General features: G+C 67.4%; 18 protein-coding genes and 2 tRNA genes. 7 read left to right on the plus strand and 13 right to left on the minus strand.

Annotated features, from left to right (window positions below):
* Positions 1-3 precede the first annotated feature (3 nt).
* The 3 genes from A5705_RS14255 to A5705_RS14265 are packed head-to-tail and all read right to left on the minus strand — an operon-like array spanning position 4 to position 2,974.
* On the minus strand, positions 4-1,590 hold the full coding sequence (locus A5705_RS14255) for a carboxyl transferase domain-containing protein (protein ID WP_068278223.1): 1,587 nt from the start codon (positions 1,588-1,590) through the stop codon (positions 4-6).
* Positions 1,587-2,231 carry a 3-oxoacid CoA-transferase subunit B gene (locus tag A5705_RS14260; RefSeq protein WP_068278225.1) on the minus strand — a complete coding sequence of 215 codons (645 nt, stop codon included), beginning with the start codon at positions 2,229-2,231 and terminating at the stop codon, positions 1,587-1,589. The genes A5705_RS14255 and A5705_RS14260 overlap by 4 nt, the downstream gene beginning before the upstream one ends.
* On the minus strand, positions 2,228-2,974 hold the full coding sequence (locus A5705_RS14265) for a CoA transferase subunit A (protein ID WP_068278227.1): 747 nt from the start codon (positions 2,972-2,974) through the stop codon (positions 2,228-2,230). Before A5705_RS14265 ends, A5705_RS14260 begins: the two co-directional genes overlap by 4 nt.
* A 168-nt stretch (positions 2,975-3,142) precedes the next feature.
* Here A5705_RS14265 and A5705_RS14270 point away from each other — a divergent pair, with 168 nt between their 5' ends.
* Both A5705_RS14270 and A5705_RS14275 read left to right on the plus strand, forming a co-directional pair.
* Entirely contained in the window at positions 3,143-3,784 is a 642-nt protein-coding gene (locus tag A5705_RS14270; protein WP_068278229.1) for a TetR/AcrR family transcriptional regulator, read from the plus strand.
* Positions 3,785-3,853: 69 nt separating this feature from the next.
* Entirely contained in the window at positions 3,854-4,642 is a 789-nt protein-coding gene (locus A5705_RS14275) for a hypothetical protein (protein WP_068278355.1), read from the plus strand.
* A gap of 8 nt (positions 4,643-4,650) precedes the next feature.
* Here the strand turns inward: A5705_RS14275 and A5705_RS14280 are convergent, their stop codons facing one another.
* The gene (locus tag A5705_RS14280; protein WP_068278231.1) at positions 4,651-5,967 is read right to left on the minus strand and encodes an MFS transporter; all 1,317 of its coding nucleotides are present in this window, start codon (positions 5,965-5,967) and stop codon (positions 4,651-4,653) included.
* Positions 5,968-6,010: 43 nt separating this feature from the next.
* Here A5705_RS14280 and cmrA point away from each other — a divergent pair, with 43 nt between their 5' ends.
* Complete coding sequence (cmrA, locus tag A5705_RS14285) at positions 6,011-6,817, plus strand: mycolate reductase (protein ID WP_067876143.1); 807 nt, start codon at positions 6,011-6,013, stop codon at positions 6,815-6,817.
* Between the two features lie 3 nt (positions 6,818-6,820).
* Here cmrA and A5705_RS14290 read toward each other — a convergent pair whose 3' ends face one another.
* Positions 6,821-8,368: a helicase HerA-like domain-containing protein gene (locus A5705_RS14290; RefSeq protein WP_067876140.1), complete on the minus strand. Its 1,548-nt coding sequence runs from the start codon at positions 8,366-8,368 to the stop codon at positions 6,821-6,823.
* A gap of 98 nt (positions 8,369-8,466) precedes the next feature.
* Between A5705_RS14290 and orn the strand changes: the two genes are divergently transcribed.
* Together orn and A5705_RS14300 are read left to right on the plus strand one after the other, a co-directional pair.
* Complete coding sequence (orn, locus tag A5705_RS14295) at positions 8,467-9,114, plus strand: oligoribonuclease (RefSeq protein ID WP_067876137.1); 648 nt, start codon at positions 8,467-8,469, stop codon at positions 9,112-9,114.
* Positions 9,115-9,160: 46 nt separating this feature from the next.
* A tRNA-His gene (locus tag A5705_RS14300) sits at positions 9,161-9,236 on the plus strand.
* 43 nt (positions 9,237-9,279) lie between these two features.
* Here the strand turns inward: A5705_RS14300 and A5705_RS14305 are convergent.
* The 6 genes from A5705_RS14305 to A5705_RS14330 all read right to left on the minus strand — a co-directional run bounded on the left by A5705_RS14305 (position 9,280) and on the right by A5705_RS14330 (position 15,174).
* Positions 9,280-9,660 carry an MmpS family transport accessory protein gene (locus A5705_RS14305; protein WP_067876134.1) on the minus strand — a complete coding sequence of 127 codons (381 nt, stop codon included), beginning with the start codon at positions 9,658-9,660 and terminating at the stop codon, positions 9,280-9,282.
* Between the two features lie 42 nt (positions 9,661-9,702).
* Positions 9,703-10,020, minus strand: coding sequence for a hypothetical protein (locus A5705_RS14310; RefSeq protein WP_156738298.1), 318 nt, complete (start codon positions 10,018-10,020; stop codon positions 9,703-9,705).
* Between the two features lie 170 nt (positions 10,021-10,190).
* Positions 10,191-10,514, minus strand: a complete 324-nt coding sequence (locus tag A5705_RS14315; protein ID WP_067876128.1) for a hypothetical protein — start codon at positions 10,512-10,514, stop codon at positions 10,191-10,193.
* Positions 10,515-10,581: 67 nt separating this feature from the next.
* Entirely contained in the window at positions 10,582-11,805 is a 1,224-nt protein-coding gene (locus tag A5705_RS14320; RefSeq protein WP_156738306.1) for an Ig-like domain-containing protein, read from the minus strand.
* 92 nt (positions 11,806-11,897) lie between these two features.
* Positions 11,898-12,791 (minus strand): DMT family transporter, encoded by an 894-nt coding sequence (locus tag A5705_RS14325; protein ID WP_068278233.1) that lies wholly within the window; start codon positions 12,789-12,791, stop codon positions 11,898-11,900.
* A complete protein-coding gene (locus tag A5705_RS14330) occupies positions 12,784-15,174 on the minus strand; it encodes an MMPL family transporter (protein ID WP_068278235.1) in 2,391 nt (796 codons plus the stop codon). Before A5705_RS14330 ends, A5705_RS14325 begins: the two co-directional genes overlap by 8 nt.
* Before the next feature lie 160 nt (positions 15,175-15,334).
* Here A5705_RS14330 and A5705_RS14335 point away from each other — a divergent pair, with 160 nt between their 5' ends.
* Positions 15,335-16,573 (plus strand): GNAT family N-acetyltransferase, encoded by a 1,239-nt coding sequence (locus A5705_RS14335; protein WP_068278236.1) that lies wholly within the window; start codon positions 15,335-15,337, stop codon positions 16,571-16,573.
* Positions 16,574-16,718: 145 nt separating this feature from the next.
* A tRNA-Lys gene (locus A5705_RS14340) sits at positions 16,719-16,791 on the plus strand.
* A gap of 37 nt (positions 16,792-16,828) precedes the next feature.
* Here the strand turns inward: A5705_RS14340 and A5705_RS14345 are convergent.
* Together A5705_RS14345 and A5705_RS14350 are read right to left on the minus strand one after the other, a co-directional pair.
* Positions 16,829-19,774: an RND family transporter gene (locus A5705_RS14345; RefSeq protein WP_068278237.1), complete on the minus strand. Its 2,946-nt coding sequence runs from the start codon at positions 19,772-19,774 to the stop codon at positions 16,829-16,831.
* Positions 19,771-20,193 carry an MmpS family transport accessory protein gene (locus A5705_RS14350; protein ID WP_197516917.1) on the minus strand — a complete coding sequence of 141 codons (423 nt, stop codon included), beginning with the start codon at positions 20,191-20,193 and terminating at the stop codon, positions 19,771-19,773. Before A5705_RS14350 ends, A5705_RS14345 begins: the two co-directional genes overlap by 4 nt.
* Positions 20,194-20,580 lie beyond the last annotated feature (387 nt).

Consider the following 20,580-nt stretch of genomic DNA (forward strand, 5'->3'; position numbering starts at 1 on the left):
GCCTCACATCCGGAATACGCCGTAGGAGACCGGTTCCAGCGGCGCGTGGGCGCACGCCGAAAGGGCAAGCCCCAGAACCGTTCTGGTATCGGCCGGATCGATGATGCCGTCGTCCCACAAGCGCGCCGTCGAGTAGTACGGGTTGCCCTGATCCTCGTATTGCGCCCGGATGGGCGCCTTGAACGCCTCCTCTTCGTCGCCCGACCACGGCGTGCCCGCCGCGGTCAGCTGCTCGCCGCGCACGGTCGCCAGCACCGACGCGGCCTGCTCGCCGCCCATCACCGAGATCCGAGCGTTGGGCCACATCCACAGGAAGCGCGGCGAATATGCCCGCCCGCACATCGAATAGTTGCCCGCGCCGTAGGATCCCCCGATCACCACGGTCAGCTTGGGCACCCGCGCGCAGGCCACGGCGGTAACCATCTTGGCGCCGTGCTTGGCGATGCCACCGGCCTCGTAGTCGCGGCCGACCATGAAGCCGGCGATGTTCTGCAGAAACAGCAGCGGGATCCTGCGCTTGTCGCACAGCTCGATGAAATGGGCTCCCTTCAAGGCGGATTCGCTGAACAGCACGCCGTTGTTGGCAACGATGCCGACGGGGTGGCCGTGGATGCGCGCGAAGGCAGTCACCAGCGTTTTGCCGTAGTTGGCCTTGAATTCGCTGAATTCGCTGCGGTCGACCAGCCGGACGATCACCTCGTGTACGTCGTAGGGCACGCGCGGATCCGGCGGCACGACGTCGTAGAGCTCGGTCTGCGCGTGCTTCGGTTCGATCGACGGCAGCACCTCCCATTGGCGGGCCTCGCTGAGGCCGAAGGTGGCCACGATCGAGCGGACGATGCGCAGTGCGTGCTCGTCGTCGTCGGCCAGGTGGTCGGTGACGCCCGAAACACGCGAATGCAGGTCGCCGCCGCCGAGTTCCTCGGCCGAAACGATCTCGCCGGTGGCGGCTTTCACCAGCGGCGGGCCGCCCAGAAAGATGGTGCCCTGCTCGCGGACGATGACGGCCTCGTCGCTCATCGCCGGCACGTAGGCGCCGCCCGCCGTGCACGAACCGAGGACCGCGGCCACCTGCGGGATTTCCTTGGCGCTCATGGTCGCCTGGTTGTAGAAGATCCGCCCGAAGTGCTCACGGTCGGGAAAGACCTCGTCCTGGCGCGGCAGGAACGCGCCGCCGGAGTCCACCAGGTAGATGCACGGCAGCCGGTTCTGCAGCGCGACCTCCTGCGCGCGCAGGTGTTTTTTGACCGTCATCGGATAGTAGGTGCCGCCCTTGACCGTCGCGTCGTTGGCGACGACCATGCACTCGCGCCCCGACACCCGGCCGATCCCGGTGATGATCCCGGCGCCCGGGGACTCGTCGTCGTACATGCCGTTGGCGGCCAGCGGGGCCAGCTCCAAAAACGGGCTGCCCGGGTCGAGCAGGCGATCCACCCGCTCGCGGGGCAGCAGCTTGCCGCGGCTGACGTGGCGCTCCCGCGCGCGCTCGTTGCCGCCTAACGCCGCGGCCGCCAGCTTGGCGTTCAACTCGGCGACCAGCCGCCGGTGTTCGTCGGCGAACGACGGCGCGGTTCTGACAGCAGTGCTCACGGCTGCCTCCCGGTCAGCAAAAGGGGCGGTTCGGTTTTGGCGAGCACCTCGTCGACCGACACCTCGGGGGCCGTCTCGACGAGGTGCAGGCCGTCGTCGCACACGTCGATGACGGCGAGGTCGGTGATGATGCGGTCGACACACCCCACGCCGGTCAGCGGAAGGGTGCACCGCTCAACGATTTTCGGGGTGCCGTCGCGTGCGGTGTGGCCCATCATGACGATCACCTTACGGGCGCCGTGCACCAGGTCCATCGCGCCGCCCATGCCCTTGACCAGCTTTCCCGGAATCATCCAATTGGCGAGGTCGCCGGCGGCCGAAACCTGCATCGCCCCAAGCACCGCGACATCGAGGTGCCCGCCGCGGATGATTCCGAACGAGGCCGAGGAGCCGAAGAACGCCGCGCCGGGCATCGTGGTGATGGTCTCCTTGCCAGCATTGATCAGGTCGGCGTCGACATCCCCGGCCCGCGGATAAGGCCCGACGCCGAGCACCCCGTTCTCCGAATGGATGACGACGGTGACGCCGTCGGGGATATGGTTCGGAACCAGCGTGGGCATCCCGATCCCGAGGTTGACATATTGGCCGTCCTCGAATTCGGCGGCCACCCGGGCGGCCAGGCCCTCCCTCGTCCAGCTCACGGGCGCACCGTCACCTTCTCGATGGGCTTGGCGGGGTTGGGCACATGGACGACCCGGTGAACGAAGACGCCGGGGGTGTGCACCGCGGCCGGATCGATCTCCCCTGGCTCGACGAGGTGTTCGACCTCGGCGATGGTGATCCTGCCGGCCATCGCGCAGTCGGGATTGAAGTTGGCGGCGGACGCCCGGTAGACCAGGTTTCCGTGCCGGTCGCCCTTCCAGGCGTGCACCAGCGCGAATTCGGTGCGGATCGCGCGCTCGAGAACGTAGGTCACGCCGTCGAATTCGCGGGTCTCCTTGGGGGACGACATCACCGCCACCGCGCCGGCCGCGTCGTAGCGCCACGGCAAGCCGCCGTCGGCGACCGGGGTGCCGACTCCGGCGGGCGTGTAGAAAGCCGGGATTCCCGCGCCACCGGCGCGCAGTCGCTCCGCCAGCGTGCCCTGCGGGGTCAGCTCCACCTCGAGTTCACCGGCGAGGATCTGGCGGGCGAATTCCTTATTGTCGCCCACGTACGAGGCGACGGCCCGGCGAATTCGCTTGTGGTGCAACAGCGCTTCCAGCCCCACCCCGTAGCCGCCGCAGTTGTTGGACACCGTCTCGAGGTCGCGGACGCCGCTGTCGACCAGCGCCGCGATGAGTGCCTCCGGGATGCCGCAGAACCCGAATCCCCCGACCGCCAAGGACGACCCGTCGGTTATGTCGGCGACCGCTTCGGCGGCACTCGCCACCACCTTGTCCATCGCCCAGCAGCCTCCGATTTCAGTTAATCTTCATTAACTCAGTGCGAGGATACCATCGCCCGCGCCGCCGAGTCCAGCGCGCCGACGGCGCTCAGTCCCGGTCACGCACGAGCCGATAACCCGTGCTAAGTTAGTGGCGATTAACCGAACGGGCAGACGGAGGGCGCCATGACCACGTCCGCGCCACAGCCCGATCGCCCAAATCGCCGCAGCCGGTTGAAATCCGATCGGCGCCAGCAGCTCCTGTCGGCCGCCGAGCGCCTCTTCGCCGAGCGCGGTTTCCTCGCCGTCCGCCTGGAGGACATCGGCGCGGCCGCCGGTGTCAGCGGCCCCGCGATCTACCGCCACTTCCCCAACAAGGAGTCGCTGCTGGTCGAGTTGCTCGTCGGAATCAGCACCCGCCTGCTCGCCGGGGCGCGGGATGCGCGGGCCCGCAATGTCGACGCGGCCGCCGCGCTGGACGACCTCATCGACTTCCACCTCGACTTCGCGCTGGGCGAGCCGGACCTGATCCGCATCCAGGACCGCGACCTGGCACACCTCCCGGAAGCCGCCGAGAAGCAGGTGCGCAAAGCGCAGCGCCAATACGTCGAGGTGTGGGTCGGGGTGCTGCGGGAGCTCAACCCCAAGCTGGCCGAGGCCGACGCCCGGCTGGCGGCGCACGCGATATTCGGCCTGCTCAATTCGACGCCGCACAGCATGAAGTCCCCGGACGATTCGCGCGGCAAGGCCGCCGGTGCGGCGCGGTCGCGCGCCGTCATGCGGGCCATGACCGTCGCCGCGCTGACCGCCGGCCATCAGTGCCCCTGAATTTGGCATCAACAGGAAGGCGCTCACGCAGGGCCCGCGCTTAGGTACCCTGCAAGCCATGAGGTGGACATGAACGATCCACGTCGAACCGAGCGGTTTAGTCCCCCTCTGTCGGGGTCAGGACCCGCCGGATCGCCGGGTTCTCCGTATCCGCCGCCCGCCGATCCGGCGTACGCCGACCAGACGGGGCCCTACGCATCCACCTACGGCGGGTACAGCCCGCAGTGGGCGTCGAACCTTAACGACACCAAGCAGCTCCCGGCGTACTGGCAACAGGAGCTGCCCCCGTCGGGCGAGGCGCCGGCCGGGGGCCTGCCTCCGCCGCCGCCCGGGGGCCCCAAGTCATCGCGATGGTTGTGGTTGGCCGCCGGTGCTGCGGTGCTGTTGGTCGTCGCGCTGGTGATCGCGCTGGTCCTCGCCAACAACGCGATCAAGACCCAGACCGCGGTCCCGCCGCTGCCCACCATGCCCGAAACGAGCGAGACCCCGACGCCGACCCCGTCGACGCGGACGTCGCCGCCGTCGCGCACCTTCCGGCCGTTGCCGCCGCCGACCGCGTCGGGTCCGCCGACCGACACGACCGGCCCGGGCGCGATGCAGGACGTCGTCTACAGCGTGACCGGCGAAGGCCGCGCGCTCAGCATCGTGTACATCGGCACCGGCGACGTCGTCCAGACCGAGTTCAACGTCGCGCTGCCCTGGACCAAAGAGGTCAGTCTGTCGAAGTCGGCCGCGCACCCCGCGAATGTCACCATCGTCAACTTCGGCCACGAAGTCAGCTGCTCCGTCACCATCGCCGGGGTCCAGGTGAGCCAGCGCACCGGGGCGGGCCTGACGATTTGCGACGCGCGGGGCTAGCTAGATAACTAGGCCTGCGCGTGCTGTTGGTCGCGCGCCGGAACACGAACCGCCAGCATCGCCAACAACCCGGCGATCAGGACCAGGCAGATCCCGCCGACGCCGGCGCGCACGGCGCCGAACGCGTCGACGAACACCGAGAACAGCCACGGCGCCACGAACGACACCGCCCGCCCCGTCATCGTGTAGAGCCCGAACGCGACGCCCTCACCGCCGTGCTTGGCCAGCTGCAGCAACAGGGCGCGCGACGACGACAGGGACGGACCGACGAACACGGCCAGCAGCAGTCCGCACAGCCAGAAGGCATGCGCGCCGGACGACGCCATCAGGGTGGCCGACACGGCGATGAGCGCCACCAGCGATCCCACGATGACCGGTTTGGATCCGATCCGGTGGTCGACGAACCCGCCGGTCACCGCGCCGATTGCGGCCACGACGCTCGCCGCCACGCCGAACACCAGCACATCGGCCTGCGACAGGCCGTAGACGTTGACGCCGAGAACCGCGCCGAAGCCGAAGATGGCCGCCAGCCCGTCGCGGAACAGCGCGCTGGCCCCCAGGAAGTAGACCAGGTTGCGGTTGCGGCGCCATTCCGCGCTCACCTCTGCCCACAGCTTGCGATAGCCGCCGAGCATGCCGGTCGGACGCGAAGTCTCGCCGACGTCCGTCAGCCGGTGGGCGACAAACAGCAACGGCAGCGCCAGCACCGCAAACCACGCCGCGGTCAGCAGCATCGCCGTCCGGACGTAGAGTCCGTCATGGACGGGCACGTGCAGCAGCCCGCGCACCGGGCCGGTGCCGGAGATGAAACCGAAATAGACCAGCAGCAACAAAACCACGCTGCCGGTGAACCCTGCGGCCGCGCCCAGGCCGGAGATGCGGCCCGCCGTCTGCGGCGTCGAGACCTGACGCAGCATGGCGTTGTACGGCACCCCGGCCAGGTCGCCGCACGCGGCCGTGGTCGACAGCAGCACCAGACCCGCCCACAGATAGCTCGGGTCGTCGCGGATCAGGAACATCGAACTCGTTGAAGCGACGGCGAGACCGCTCAACACCGTGAGCGCCACCCGCCGACGGTGCGGGGCCTCTACCCATACCCCGACGAGCGGCGCCAACACCGCGATGGTCAACCCCGCGATGGCGAGCGAGCGACCCAGCCAACTCGCGGGTGACGTACTGCCGGACATGCCCGCTCCCACGCTGCCGGTCAGGTAGACCGAGAAGACGAAGGTCGCCACGATGGCGTTCATGCCCAGGGAGCCGCAGTCCCACAGCGCCCACGCCGCCACCTGCGATGGCACGGGTGCGCCCGGACGCTGACTCATGCCCCGAACTGTATAAGTCTCGTCGCTGTCTACCATTGGCCGCATGCCGGTACCAGCTCCCAGTCCCGACGCTCGCGCCGTTGTCACCGGGGCTTCGCAAAACATCGGCGCGGCGCTGGCCACCGAACTCGCCGCGCGCGGGCACCACCTGATCGTCACGGCGCGACGCGAGGACCTGCTCAACGACCTGGCGGCCCGGCTGACCGAGAAGTTCGGTGTGACCGTCGAGGTGCGGCCCGCCGATCTGGCCGACCCGACGGAACGGGCGAAGCTGTGCGACGAGTTGGCGGCCCGGCCCATCTCGATCCTGTGCGCCAATGCGGGTACCGCGACGTTCGGTCCCGTCGCGGGCCTCGACCCGGCGGGCGAAAAGGCCCAGGTGCAACTGAATGCTGTTGCGGTGCATGATCTTACGCTTGCCGTGCTGCCGGGCATGGTCGAGCGCGGGGCCGGCGGCATCCTGATTTCCGGTTCGGCGGCGGGCAATTCGCCGATCCCCTACAACGCCACCTATGCGGCCACCAAGGCGTTCGCGAACACCTTCAGCGAATCGTTGCGCGGTGAACTGCGCGGCTCCGGCGTGCACGTCACGCTGCTGGCGCCGGGCCCGGTGCGCACCGATCTGCCCGACGACGCCGAACGGTCGCTGGTCGAAAAGCTGGTGCCGGACTTCCTGTGGATCTCGACCGAGCACACCGCCCGCGTATCGCTGGATGCGTTGGAACGCAACAAGATGCGGATCGTCCCCGGCCTGACGTCCAAGGCCATGTCGGTGGCCAGCGGGTACGCGCCGCGCGCGATCGTGGCGCCGATCGTGGGCAGCTTCTACAAGAAGCTCGGCGGCGGTTAGGCGCTACTTCCGGCTGCCGCCGCCGCGGCCGAACTTGGCTCTGATGACCTCGCGGAGTCCCGTGTCAACGGCTCTTTGCACTTCCGGGTCGCGCCACAGCCGTTCCAGCAAGCCGGGCCCCTTCGGCTCGAAGGGCTCCGGCATGGCAGGGGGCACCGAGTCCGCGGGCACGGGCGGATAGCCGGACTGGGCCTGCGGAACTGGCGACCCGGCCTGGGGCTGCGCCGGTTCGTGTTCAACAGTTCGACCGTACTTCGCCTGCAGCGGACTGTTTTTGGCCGCCGCTACGATCTCCTCGGTGCCGATCGAGGCCATCAGCGACCGCGGGACTCGCATGCGGGTCCACGCGACGGGCGTCGGCGCGCCCTTCTCGGACAACACGGTGACGACGGCCTCCCCGATGCCGAGCGAGGTCAGCGCCGATTCCAGGTCGTACACATCGGTTTTCGGGTAGGTGCGGACGGTCTTGGCGAGCGCCGCCTGGTCGTCGGGGGTGAACGCCCGCAGCGCGTGCTGGACCCGCGCGCCCAGCTGGGACAGCACGTCGTTGGGTATGTCGGTGGGCAACTGGGTGCAGAAGAAGACCCCGACGCCCTTGGAGCGGATCAGCTTGACGGTCTGTTCGACCTGCTCGAGGAAGGCCTTGGAGGCGTCGGCGAACAACAGGTGCGCCTCGTCGAAGAAAAACACCAGCTTGGGCCTGTCGATGTCGCCGACCTCGGGCAGTTTGGCGTACAGGTCGGCCAGCAGCCACATCAGGAAGGTGGAGAAGATGACGGGCCGCACCGACTGGCCGCTGAACTCCAGCAGCGAGATGATGCCGTGCCCGCCGTCGACGCGCAGCAGATCCTGCGGGTCGAGCTTCGGCTCGCCGAAGAACGTGTCCCCGCCCTCGCCGGCGAGGTTGACCAGCGCCCGCAGGATGACCCCCGCCGTCGTCGACGACACCCCGCCCAGATCCTTCAGGTCGGCCTTGCCCTCGTCGCCGGCCAGGTGGCTGATGACGCCGCGCAGATCCCCCAGGGTGACCAGCGGTCGCCCGGCCTGCTGGGCCCAATGGAAGATCAGCCCCAGCGTCGACTCCTGAGTGGCGTTGAGCCCCAACACCTTCGACAACAGCACCGGCCCGAAGCTGTCAACGGTCGCCCGCACCGGCACGCCCACTCCCCCGGTGCCCAGCGACAAGAACTCCACCGGGAATCCGGCCGGCCGCCAGTCGTCGCCGGTGTCCTTCGCGCGCGCTGCGGTCTTGTCGTTGGCCTCGCCGGGGCGGGCCAGACCGGACAGGTCGCCCTTCACGTCGGCCATCAACACCGCCACGCCGGCGGCGCTGAGCTGCTCGGCGATCAGTTGCAGCGTCTTGGTCTTGCCGGTTCCGGTCGCGCCCGCCACCAGGCCGTGCCGGTTGACAGTCGCCAGCGGGATGCGAATCTGCGCAGTCGGGTCCGCCACGCCGTCGACGACGACCGTGCCCAACTCCAGCGCCTGGCCTTCGACGGCGTAGCCGTTGGCGATTCGCTGTGCGGGTGTCGCCGCTGAATCGGTGGTCATCGCTCGCCCTTCGTCCCGGTCGCAACGCTCACCCTACTTGCCGGGAGCGGGCGGGGGCAGGGCTCGCGCGGGCCCGATGCACGCCTACGCTGAGCGCTGTGCGCGACGAATTGGTGTGGATCGACTGCGAGATGACCGGGCTGGATCTGAGCTCGGACAAGCTGATCGAGATCGCGGTCCTGGTCACCGACGCCGAGCTGAACGTGCTCGGCGACGGAGTCGATGTGGTGATCCACGCCGAGGACGCCGCGCTGTCGTCGATGATCGAAGTGGTCGCCGAGATGCACTCGCGCTCGGGGCTGGTCGAGGAGGTCAGGGCCTCCACCGTCGACGTGGCGACCGCCGAGGCGATGGTGCTCGACTACGTCACCGCCCACGTCAAGCAACCCAAGACCGCACCGCTGGCGGGCAACTCGATCGCCACGGATCGGGCCTTCATCACCCGCGACATGCCAAAGCTGGACTCCTACCTGCACTACCGGATGATCGACGTCAGCTCGATCAAGGAACTCTGCCGGCGCTGGTACCCACGCATCTACTACGGCCAGCCGGCCAAGGGGCTCGCGCACCGGGCGCTGGCCGATATCCACGAGTCCATCCGCGAACTGCGCTACTACCGGCGCACCGCGTTCGTGCCGCCGCCGGGTCCGTCCATCAGCGAAATCGAGACCGTGGTCACCGACCTCCAAGGCCCAGCGAACGCCACGAGAGCAATCGATTCGGACTCCGAGCCACCGACCGGCTAGTATCGGTGGTCGCCGCTCATTGGCCGGATGCCGGCTCGCGGCAATGGTGGCTGTAGTTCAGCTGGTAGAGCACCAGGTTGTGATCCTGGGTGTCGCGGGTTCGAGTCCCGTCAGCCACCCCACCGCGTCAGAAGTGGTAGTTGGCCCCTCCACTTCCTGGCCCCCCTAGTCTCCGGGCAGTCCGAGCGACGTGCAGTTGACGTGAGCGTTCTGACCGGAGGCGGATTTTTGTTCCTTGACCGATCCATTCACGGTGATCTGGCAAGACACCTGCCGGCCGGTCGTGGTCCCGGAAACCGACAACGTGCCGTAGCTGTACGTTCCTCCGGACGGTGTCGTCGTAAACGTCAGGGACCACGGATTGGGCGGGTTGCTCACCAACTGCAGGTTGGCGGCCGCGTCGAAGTACGACACATCCGCCAGCGGGGCGTCCGAGTTCACGGTGTAGACGACGGCGTAGGCGGGAGGATCGGCCGCGGCTCCCGGGGCGGTCATCAGCGGGATCCCGGCTACCAGGGCAGCAACGGCGGCGCGTTGCGATTTCATCGGCAGATTTTAATCTTTTCCTACTCGCGGGCGGCGAATCGATTAACTGCGTTCATGGTCGTCGTTGCGCCATTCTCCGTGCGCGCGCATATCGTCTTCGTACGCCCGGGCTTCCGCCGCCATCTGCCGGTAAGCGGCGGCGCTCTCGGGGCTTGCGAACTGTTCCCCTACTTCGGCCGTGAGCAGCCGGACCAACTCCAGGACGAATTGCAGGTTCCGTCCGCTGTTCAGCGCGTCCTCGATCGAGTCGATCATGTCTTGGAACCGCATGTCGCTGTCGGCGGCCGCGGCTAGCGCGAGTGTCACGGCGGCGCGGCGGGTGTCGTCGGGCCAGATGGAATCGTCGTGCGGTGGTTTCATTTCCACTTCCTCCCATCCCGGGCGCCCTCAACCGGCGAGACGAAAGCCACGTCGATCGCTACCAAATCCGTTGCAGCGAAACAATGATGACCAAACCGCCGCCGCCAATGAACTTCCGCGCCGACTGGGCGTCTTCGCCGGCGAGCAGGTCGCGGTTCGAGTCGCCCGACTCAACCCAACGAGCCGGAGGACCCTTCGGCGGCCTGCCCGGGTGCCAGAGGCCGCTTCAGGGTGCAGACGATGCTCCACTCGAAATAATGATCCCCGCCGCTGTCGTACTCCTTGAACCGGCGGGCGACCTGACTGCGCTGCACCGAGGAGCCGACGATCTCCCAGCCCTGTTCTCCATAAACCTTCGACTGGCGACTCGCCTCGTCGATCACCGCCGCGAGGGACTCGTTCGTGTAGTGCACGAAGGTGGTTTCCCACCGCTGCGGATACCAGTTGCCGTCGGAGGCCAGCCACCACCCTGGCCCGGGCGAAGGAGTATTCATGGGCCGGCACCTTACGCCACACAGGTCGCCAATTCGTGAATGAAACGTGACCTGCGCCGAAAGCTCGTCAGGTGTCGGCGTTCCCGGCCTTCCACACCGGCCACGGGACGTTCCAGTCGCCCAGTCCCTCGGTGCCCGGCAGCGTCGGCCCCACAGTGTGGACGACCTCGACGATGTCGCCGCTCTTGCTGTGGTCGTAGAACCACTCCGCGTTGCTCGGGCTGACGTTCAAACACCCGTGGCTGGTGTTGGTGTGACCCTGCGCGCCGACCGACCAGGGCGCCGAATGCACGAAGACGCCGCTGTACGACATCTGCGTGGCCCACTCGACCTCGGTGCGATACCCGTTGGGCGAGTTGACCGGAACGCCATACGTCGACGAATCCATGATGATGTGCTTGAAGCGTCCACCGATGATGTAGACGCCGTTGGCGGTCGGGGTGCTGTCCTTGCCCATCGACGTCGGCATGGTCTTGACCACTTCGCCGTTGACCCGCACGGTCACCATCTTGGTGGTGTCGTCGGCGGTCGAGATCACCTCGTCGCCGATCGTGAAGTGCGTCTTGACGTTGTCCTCGCCGAACATCCCGTCGCCCAGATCGACGCCATAGGTGTTGACCGCCACGTCGATGGCCGTGCCCGGCTTCCAGTAATGCTCTGGGCGCCAACGCACTTCGCGATTGTTCAGCCAGTAGAACGCACCCTCGACGGGCGGGTTGGTGGTGATGACGATGGCCTTCTGGGCCGCGGCGCGGTTGGCGATGTTCTCGTCGAAGCGGATCGCCACGGGCTCGCCGATGCCGACGACCTCGCCGTCGCCGGGGTTGACGTAGGGCATCGTCAGGTGGGCCGGCGAGCTGGTCTGGAAGGTCATCTGGCGGGTCGCGGCGCCACCCAGGCCCAGCGCCTTGACGTTGAGCGTGTAGCGCCTGTTGTAGCCCAGCTGCTCGGTCGTCGACCAGCGCAGCCCGTCGGGGCTGAGCTGACCGCTGATCGACCTGCCGTTCTCGTTGACCATGGTGACCGAGCCGAGCACGCCGTCGGCGACGCTCACCGTCACCGGCGCATCCACGGTGACGCCGACGGCCCCATCGTTGACCGAGGAGGTCAGCTTCGGCACCAGCAGGTCGCCGAACGGCGTCCCCTTGTCGAAGATGACCTTCGCCGGCGCGGCGGTGTGGGTGCTGCTGCACGCAACGCCGACGACAGCAAACACGACCATGGCGGCAACCAGCCACGGTCGGCGTTTGCGCAAAGGGGTCATCGAGTGACCTTCCAATTCGATCGGCATCGTGTGGTCACCGCTGACCAGAAACAGTGGAAGCATTGTAATGGCTTTTCGGCCGCCCACGACGCGACATGGGCGGTTCAGCGATTCAACCGTTACACCGGTTGGCTGACCGCGTGTCGCCGCCGGGCGTCGACCCGATCGCGGGTCGCGACGGCCTCGACGCGCGCGAGTTTGACGATGGCTGCCGTCATCACCACCGCGGCCGCGCCCAGGGCGATCATTCCGGCGCGACCGTTGTCGAGCGTCTCGTCGAGGACGACAACGCCCAGGACCGCGGCCACCACGGGCTGCGACACCTGCAGGGTCGGCATCGAGGCGGTCAGGGGCCCCGCCCGGAACGCCGCCTGGCTCCACACCACACCGCCCACCGCCGCCAGCACGCAGGCGTAGAACTCGGGGGTTCGGGCCGCCGCCCATCCGCCGTCGCCAAGCCGGGCGACGACCTCTTTGGTCAGCACCGCGAAAACCCCCCACAGCGATCCCGACACGAAAGCGAACAGCGTGGCGGCCACGGCACCACCCCGAATTCGGCCTGCCGACACGCACGTCACGAGCAGCGGCGCCAGGACCGCGGCCACCACGGCCCACGCTCCCAGGGCGGCACTCGACCGTCCGGCCTGCGGATTGCCGACGATGACGACCACGATCACGGCGGCGGTCAGCAACCCGGCCCAGATCCACTCGCGGGCGCTCACCGTGCGATGCCACAACCTGGCATTGACGGGCAGCGCGAACAGCAGCGAAAGCATCAACAGCGCCTGCACCAGCAGCACCGATCCCCGCCCCAGCGCGGCCGCCTGCAACGCGATGCTCGCGACGAGCAGCAGGGCTCCCCACCACCACCGCCGGTTGCGCAGCAGCCGGGCGAACAATTCGATGTGGCCCACCGACCTGTCGGTGATGCAGTGCGCTGCCCGCTGCTGCAGGACGTCGCCGACGGCGATGCACAGCGCGGAACCCGTGGCGAGCAGGGCGGCGCTAACCACGGTCGGTCACGGCCCTCGTGGGCCACCGCTTGATCAGGGGCTGCCGCGGGTCGTGCTCATCGGCGGCCAAGCGCCGCCGCCCCACCGCGGCCGCGGCCGCTTCACCGGTCGTCAACCGTTCGCGCAGCCAGAACAGCGGCCTGGGCGCCCACCACGTCCATCGGCCAAGCGCGTGGATGAATGCCGGAACCAGCACCATCCGGACCAGGGTTGCGTCGGCCAGCACCGCAAGTGTCAGGCCGAGACCGAGCATGCGCATGAAGGACACGTGCGCGGGGATCAGCGCGGCGAACGAAATCGACATCACCACCGCGGCGGTGGTGACCACCCGGCCGATGCCGGCCAGTCCCAGCGCCGTGCTCTCGTCGGTCACGGCGTGCGCCTCGGCGGGATTCGGGCGCGCTTCCCGGGCGAGCGGAGAGGCGAGCCAGTACTCGTGGATCCGCGAGACCAGGAAAACCTCGTAGTCCATGGCCAGCCCGAACGCGATGCAGAACAACAACACCGGGATGTTGGCGTTCAGGGTCCCGTTGGGTGTGGTCCCGAGCGCGCCGAGGTGGCCGTCCTGGAAGATCCACACCATCGCGCCGAACGCCGCCGTCAACGACAACACGTTGCACACCAGCGCCTGCAGCGGCAGCACCGCGCTGCCGGTGAGCAAGAACAGCAGCGTGAAGGTGATGAGGGCGATCAGTGCAAGCACCATCGGAAGCCGAGTGGTGATCGCGTTGACACTGTCGCGGTTGATCTGCGCCAGACCGGTCATCTCGACGGATCGCCCCGCCGGCCCGGGGACCGCGTGCAAGCGGTCGAGCTGGGTGCTCGAGGCCTGCGAATACAGCGGCGCGGTGGTGGCCACGGTCAGGAACGCGCTGCCGTCGGCCATGCCGGTGGCCGCGGCTGGCGGCCCCGCCGGGGATCCGCCGACGAATGTCCCGGTCGGCGCGGTGACCGCGGAGACGTCGGGCACCCGGGACAGGTCCGCGGCGTAGCGCTCCAGGTCGGCGGGCGTCACGCCCTGGGCGTCGGGGACGACGACGGACACCGAGGTTCCGAACCCGTTGCCGAAATCGTTGTCCAGCATGTCGGCGACCTGGCGCGCCGACGCGGACCGGGGCAGTACGCGCTCATCCGGAAAGCCCCACTTCACCCCGAGGAACGGGACGCCCAGCAACAGCAGCAACGCGACGACGCTGAGCCCGACCGGCAGGGCGTGGCACAGCACGAACTTGGTCGATCGGTACCAGAACAGCGAGTAGACCGGCTTGTGCGCGTGGTCGCGCCACGACGGCGCCCGGGGCGGCACCCGGCGAGCGAACCACCGGCGCAAATCCAGCGCGTCCAGCCGGGGACCTAGCAGCGCAATCGCCGCCGGCGTCACCACGACGGAGGCGAGCGCGACGATGACCGCGGCGGCAACGATGGTGTAGGCGGACGACTTCAGGAAGTACATCGGGAACAGCGCCATCACCGCCATCGACAACCCCACGGTGGTCGCCGAGAACAGCACGGTGCGGCCGGCGGTGGCCATGGTCCGGAACAGCGCCCGGTCTCGAGCCATGGCCCGCAACAGCTCCTGCTCCCCGTCGGCGGCCCGTGCCAGCTCCTCGCGGTAGCGGCTGATGATCAGCAGGTTGTAGTCGATCGCCAGGGCCAGGCCCATCGCGATGCTCAGGTCCAGGGCGTACGTCGAGACGTCGGTGGCGAAACTGATCAGCCGCAATACCGACATGGTGCAGACGATGACGAGGGCGCCCATGCCGACCGGGAGCGCCGCCGCCACCACACCGCCCAGCACCCACACCAGCACCGCGAAGCTCAGCGGAATCGCGATGGACTCCATCAGCATCAAGTCGCGCGCGTTCTGGTCGTTGATCTGGGCATACGCAACGGCCATGCCGCCCGCGCGCACGGTGACGCCGGCGCGGTCGTGCACCAGTTCGCGGGTGAGCGTGCCGGCGTAATTCTGGGCGTCGTTCTCCCCGCCCTTCAGGCCGGCCACGATCAGCCCGGACGTGTGGTCCTTGCTGATCAGCTGGGCGGCGACCCGCGGCGCGTCCGTCCACGCCGAGGACACGTTCAAGACCCACGGCGACCGTTTCAGATGGTCGACGATGTCGCTGGCGACCTGGCGCGCACGATCGCTGCGGGCGCCGGTGGGGTCCGTCACCGCGATCACCATCTGCTGGTCGGTTTGGTTGAATCGGTCCCTGAGCACGGCGGTCGCCCGCGCGGACTCCGACGTCGGGTCCTGAAATCCGCCGCCCGACAGCTTGTTGACCACCGGGATGCCGAAGACTGCCGCCCCCAGCAGGAGCAGGACCGTGACCGCGATGATGCGGCGCGGCGCGGCGATGGCAAGCCGAGTGATTCCTTGCAGCATGGGGTATCGCTATACCCAGACAGGGCCGGTCTGACCCGCCGCGGCGCGACTCGGGGTTTGGCGGCCAACCACCCGGGTATCGGACGCGAGCGATCCCCGGTAAGCGGATTCGGTGGGGGGAGCGCCGGTTCGGCTGGGCTACAAGCAGATTGGATGAGCGATGAACACGAGGGACGACGCCATCACGATCAGACATCCAACCGAAGATGACTGGCAGGCGGTCTATGAGAACCAGGCCCGCACGTTCGGGGATCCGGTGGACCCGCGCGCCGTGGAAGCCTGGAAACGCCGGGTCGAACTCGAGGACATCCTCGTCGCCGAGGATGTGTCCGACCCGGAGAATCCGATCCTGGTGGGGACGTCCATCATCTACCGCGCGCGGCTCACCGTGCCCGGTGGCGGCAGCCTGCGCGCGGCGTGGCTGACGATGATCGCCGTCGCATCGACCCACCAGGGAACGGGCATCTGGGCACAGCTCAGCGCCCAAGGGCTGGGAAAGCTGCTGGAGCGGGGCTACCCGGTCGTCTGTGGCGTGCCGACCCAGACCGCGATGTACGACGGATTTGGCGCCGGTGTGGCGAGCTACACCCGCTCCTACTCCATCGACCGCCGCTTCGCGAAGCTGCGCGCCGCTCCGAGCGGAAGCCGGGCGCGCGAGGTCAACGCCGAGGAGGCGCGACGCCTCCTGCCCGAAATCTACGACCGGTGGTGCGCGGCGACCGCTGGCGCGGTGGAACGCGACGACGCATGGTGGGCCGACTTTTTGGAGGACAGGCCCACGCAGCGCGGCAATGGATCCGCCCTGAACTTCACCGTCCATCCGGACGGCTTTCTGGCCTACCGCGTCATCGGCGCGGGCAAACACGCCTTTCGGCCGCCATTCGGCTCGGTGATCGTCGAGGACTTCTTCTCGATCACGGGCGAGGCCCACAGCGAGCTGCTGCAGAGTCTGCTGGCGCTGGAGATGTTCGACAACATCGAGATCGACGTGCCGGTCGACGACGCGCTGCCCCTCAAGCTGCGCGACCAGCGCGCCGCGCAGACCGCCGGCGTGAGCGATTTTCTGTGGGTGCGGATCAACGATGTGCCCGAAGTCCTTGGCGCACGGGTTTACTCCGCCGACACCGACGTCGTGCTGGACGTCACAGACCCGCTCAACCTCGCGGGAGGGCGATTCCTGCTCCAGACCCGCGACGGCACGGGTAAATGCACGCCGCATGACGGGCCCGCGGACATCGAGATCGGTCTGGCCGAATTGGCGACGATCTATATGGGCGCGCACCGCGTGTCCCAACTGGCGCGAGCCGACCGCATCACCGAGCTGCGTCCCGGTGCGCTGCGGGACCTCGATGCCGCGTTCAGCGTCGAGCGCGCCCCTTATTGCGGGACGCTTTTTTGACAGTCCTTGGCGAACAAGACCTTTCCCGCGCCACCCGGGTAGGGGCCGTCGACCCGCCGCTCGACGGGTATCCTGGACGACATCGGGATTTCGCTTGGCGGCAGGACGCCTGTTATTGTCGCCTACGCGGTCTCGGCCGTACACGGCGCCGTTAGCTCAGTTGGTAGAGCAGCTGACTCTTAATCAGCGGGTCCGGGGTTCGAAACCCTGACGGCGCACTTGACAGGCGCATCTCGGCGGGTCCTGTGCCGGATGCTAGGTTTGCGGACCCGGCGGCACCGCGTGCCGGGGCTGGTGGAGCAGAGCACGAACCAGCGGGCGCGGCCCGACGGACCGAAGCATCTGGCTGGCCGGGCGGACTCGTACGCGCTTCGGCCACCAGAACCAGCGTCCCATCACCGTCATGATCGACGGCGTGATGAGCGATCGCACGACGAAGGTGTCGAACATCAGGCCGAGCCCGATCGTCGTGCCGAACTGGCCGATCGCCCGGAGATCGCTGGTGATCATCGTGGCCATGGTGACCGCGAACACCAGACCGGCGGCGGTCACCACCGGGCCGGTGAGACCCATGCCGCGGATCAATCCCGTTTTCAGGCCCGCCCCGATCTCCTCCTCGATTCGGGACACCAGCATCAAGTTGTAGTCCGAACCCACGGCCAACAACACGATCAGCGCGAATTCGGTTGCCACCCAGTGTAACTGGAAATGAAGAAGGTGCTGCCAGATCAGTGTCGAGAACCCGAACGCGGCCCCCAGCGACATCACGATCGTGCCGACGATCACGCCCGCGGCGACCAAGGCGCGGGTGACGAGCACCATGATGATGAAGATCAGCACGATCGAGGCCACCCCGGCGATCATCAGGTCGAACTTCGCGCCGTTGGCGATGTCGTTGAACGTCGCGGCCGTACCGCCGAGGTAGATGTCGGCGTTCTGCAACGAGGTGAGTTTCAGCGCCTCCTTGGCCGCTTGGCGTTCCTTGTCGACGGACGAGATTCCTTGCGTCGTCGCCGGATCCACCGCGTGAGTGATGATGAAGCGGGCGGCCTTGCCGTCCGGTGACACCATCAACCGCAGTCCCAGCTGGAAGTCCGGGTTGCCGAAGATCTCGGGCGGCAGGTAGAACAGGCTCTCGATCTGAGAGTCGTTGAACGACTTGCCCATCACGGCGTTCGTATCGGTCAGCCGGTCGAATTGATCGATGAGGCTGTCGAATGTGCTGTAAATGGTCAGGGTGGTATCCCTGATTGCCTTCGAGGTCGCGATATTCTCCGGAATGATGGCCAGCAATTCGCGTGTGGCCGCAGCCGTGTGGTTGAGGTCGCCGGTGAGGGCGTGAAACTTTTCGGCCAGTTGATCGAACCCGTCCACGGCGTCGAACAGGCTCCGTAACGACCAGCAGATCGGGATGTCGTAGCAGTGCCGCTCCCAGTAGAAGTAGCTGCGGATCGGTCTCCAGAAGTCGTCGAAATCCGCTATGTGGTCCCGGATCTCGTCCGTGATGGCCGCCGTCTCCGCCGTGGTTTTCGAGCTGTCGTCCGCGGCGTCCGCGAGCTTCTGGGTCACCGCGTACTGGCGCTCCAACAGGGCGATCTGGGTGTCGAGGAAGCCCGTGATTTTCTTGATGTCGCCGACGCGGGCCTTCAGGTAGTCGAGGTTGTCGCGGATCGGCGCGGTTTGCACACTGAGCTGGAACGGCACGGACCCATCTTGGATCGGTGGCCCGAGGGGCCTGGTGATGCTCTGCACCCGTTCGATGCCGGGCACTCGGAAAATGGCTCCGGCGATCTTGTCCAGCACCAGCATGTCGGTGGGGTTGCGCAGATCGTGGTCCGATTCGATCATCAGAATATCCGGGTTCAGCCGCGCCTGGGTGAAGTGTTGATCGGCCGCGTCGTACGCCTGGACCGACGAGGCACTCTTGGGCAGGTAGTACAAGTCGTTGTAGCGGGGGTTGAAGCCCATCAACCCAATGGCGCCGACGATCGCCAGGATGACGGAGCTGGCGAGGATGGGTGCCGGCCACCGCACGATGGCCGTCGCCAGGCGACGCCACCGGGTGTAGTTGAACTTCCGCTTCGGATCGAATAATCCGAAGCCGCTCGCGACCACGATCAGGGCCGGCGTCAGGGTCACCCCGGCGGCCACCACCACCAGCAGACCGATCGCGCACGGAAACGCCAGCGAACTGAAGTAGGGCAGCCGCGTGAAATGCAGACATGCCAGCGCCCCGACGATCGTCAAACCCGAACCCAGCACTACCTTGCTGACCCCGGCGAAGGTGTCGTAGTAGGCGGCTTCACGGTCCAGTCCCCGCTCGCGGGCCTCCTGGTAGCGGCCGACCATGAAGATCGCGTAGTCGGTACCCGCGGCAATGGCCAGTGCCGTCAGCAGGTTGACGGCAAAGGTCGACAGCCCCATGATGCCGGTGTCGCCCAGCAGCGCCACCACGCCTCGGCCGGTGGCCAGTCCGACGAACAGAATCACCATCGTCAGCAGCACAGTGCCGACGGACCGATAGACGAACATCAGCATCACCGCGATGATCACGATGGTGATGATCGTCATCTTGAACAGGCTCGCGTTGCCCACGACGATCGTGTCGTCGGTCAGGGCTCCCTGACCCGCGACGTAGGCCTTCACCCCCGGCGGCGGCTTGGAGTCCCCGACGATCTTGCGAACCGAGTCAACCGACTTGTCGCCGACGGCGCCGCCCTGGTCACCGCGCAGGTTGACCTGGACGTAGGCGGACTTGTGGTCATAGCTCTCGACACCCGAGGCGGTGAACCGCTGCCCCCAGAAGTCGAGCGCATGCTCGACATGTTCGGTGTCCTGCTTCAGCTTCTTGACCAGATCGTCGTAATACCGGTGGGCGTCTTGGCCCAGAGGCTTGTCGCCGACCAAGGTCACCAGGACGAGGTTGTCGGAGTCGTACTCCTTGAATTTCTCCCCGATGTGCTTCATCCCGGTCACCGACGGCGCGTCGGATGGCGAGAGTGGCACCGAGACATCCTCGGCGACCTTCTCCAACTGTGGGACGAAGACGTTGACGCCGACCGCGATCAGCAGCCAGATCACCACGATCGGCAGCGCCAGGACCCGGATGGTGCGGGCCAGGCGCGGTTTGTGCTCGACTTCGGCGCGCTGCGCGACGGGTATTTGGTCCGTGTCGCTCGTGTCGCTCGTGTCGACGGTCACGCGGATTTGTCCAAGCAGGAAACCTGCGCATCACGCGTGTTGACCTGTTGGTGATCGACCAATTTGCCGTCGACGGTGATCCGGCAGCCGATGGAGGGACTGTCGCCCTGGGCGACCACGTAGGCGAAGATGCCGGGCATTTCCGCAACGATCGTCTGCGACCACGGCAACGTGGTGAAGTTCGCCTGCTGCGGCTGGGCGTCGGCATCCATCCAGTTGACGACGCCGGTTGTCCCGGGTGGTCCCAGGATTTCGTAGACCGCGGTCTTGGCCGCGTAGGGCGGGGTCGCATCGCGCGGGTCGGGCTTGGGTAGGCCGGGTCCGGGAAAGACGCCGCTGAGACGGTCCACCGCGACGCCGCCGATGACCACCGCCACGACGACGACCAGCCCAACCCATGCCCGCTTGAGAAGCGTCAACACCGTCCCCCCCGATAGGAATGCGCGACGGGCTAATTATTTAGGCATCTCGTCGCCCGCACCACCGCTAGCCAACGCGATGCCTGCCGCGTTAATTCCTGCGCGGTGCGCCGTCACCACGGATCGGCGCGCCACCACGCCACTTGTCCCGCACAGACAGCACATGGCGACGCTCTACAAGGGACACACACGATCGTGCGGTGAGGCGGAAAGCTCTCGGGGACGGTCGTTTGAGTCGGCGGCATTGAATCATGCCGCGCCACAATCGATTTCGCTGCACAGCACTGGTCTTGCTGTGTGTCGACCTCATGGCCGTCGGTGTCATCGAGATGGCCGCGCGGTCGTGTCGAACCGCGGCGACAGCGAGGATCGAACCAGGCTGATTTG

Origin of the sequence: Mycobacterium sp. E787 (assembly GCF_001668725.1) — a bacterium.
GTDB lineage: Bacteria > Actinomycetota > Actinomycetes > Mycobacteriales > Mycobacteriaceae > Mycobacterium.

What these genes read in the sequence shown, in the direction of transcription:
- A5705_RS14265 (WP_068278227.1), bottom strand. Translation starts at nt 2,974, where the DNA reads ATGGACAAGGTGGTGGCGAGTGCCGCCGAAGCGGTCGCCGACATAACC.
- A5705_RS14270 (WP_068278229.1), top strand. Translation starts at nt 3,143, where the DNA reads ATGACCACGTCCGCGCCACAGCCCGATCGCCCAAATCGCCGCAGCCGG.
- A5705_RS14275 (WP_068278355.1), top strand. Translation starts at nt 3,854, where the DNA reads ATGAACGATCCACGTCGAACCGAGCGGTTTAGTCCCCCTCTGTCGGGG.
- A5705_RS14280 (WP_068278231.1), bottom strand. Translation starts at nt 5,967, where the DNA reads ATGAGTCAGCGTCCGGGCGCACCCGTGCCATCGCAGGTGGCGGCGTGG.
- cmrA (WP_067876143.1), top strand. Translation starts at nt 6,011, where the DNA reads ATGCCGGTACCAGCTCCCAGTCCCGACGCTCGCGCCGTTGTCACCGGG.
- A5705_RS14290 (WP_067876140.1), bottom strand. Translation starts at nt 8,368, where the DNA reads ATGACCACCGATTCAGCGGCGACACCCGCACAGCGAATCGCCAACGGC.
- A5705_RS14305 (WP_067876134.1), bottom strand. Translation starts at nt 9,660, where the DNA reads ATGAAATCGCAACGCGCCGCCGTTGCTGCCCTGGTAGCCGGGATCCCG.
- A5705_RS14310 (WP_156738298.1), bottom strand. Translation starts at nt 10,020, where the DNA reads ATGAAACCACCGCACGACGATTCCATCTGGCCCGACGACACCCGCCGC.
- A5705_RS14315 (WP_067876128.1), bottom strand. Translation starts at nt 10,514, where the DNA reads ATGAATACTCCTTCGCCCGGGCCAGGGTGGTGGCTGGCCTCCGACGGC.
- A5705_RS14320 (WP_156738306.1), bottom strand. Translation starts at nt 11,805, where the DNA reads ATGCCGATCGAATTGGAAGGTCACTCGATGACCCCTTTGCGCAAACGC.
- A5705_RS14330 (WP_068278235.1), bottom strand. Translation starts at nt 15,174, where the DNA reads ATGCTGCAAGGAATCACTCGGCTTGCCATCGCCGCGCCGCGCCGCATC.
- A5705_RS14335 (WP_068278236.1), top strand. Translation starts at nt 15,335, where the DNA reads ATGAACACGAGGGACGACGCCATCACGATCAGACATCCAACCGAAGAT.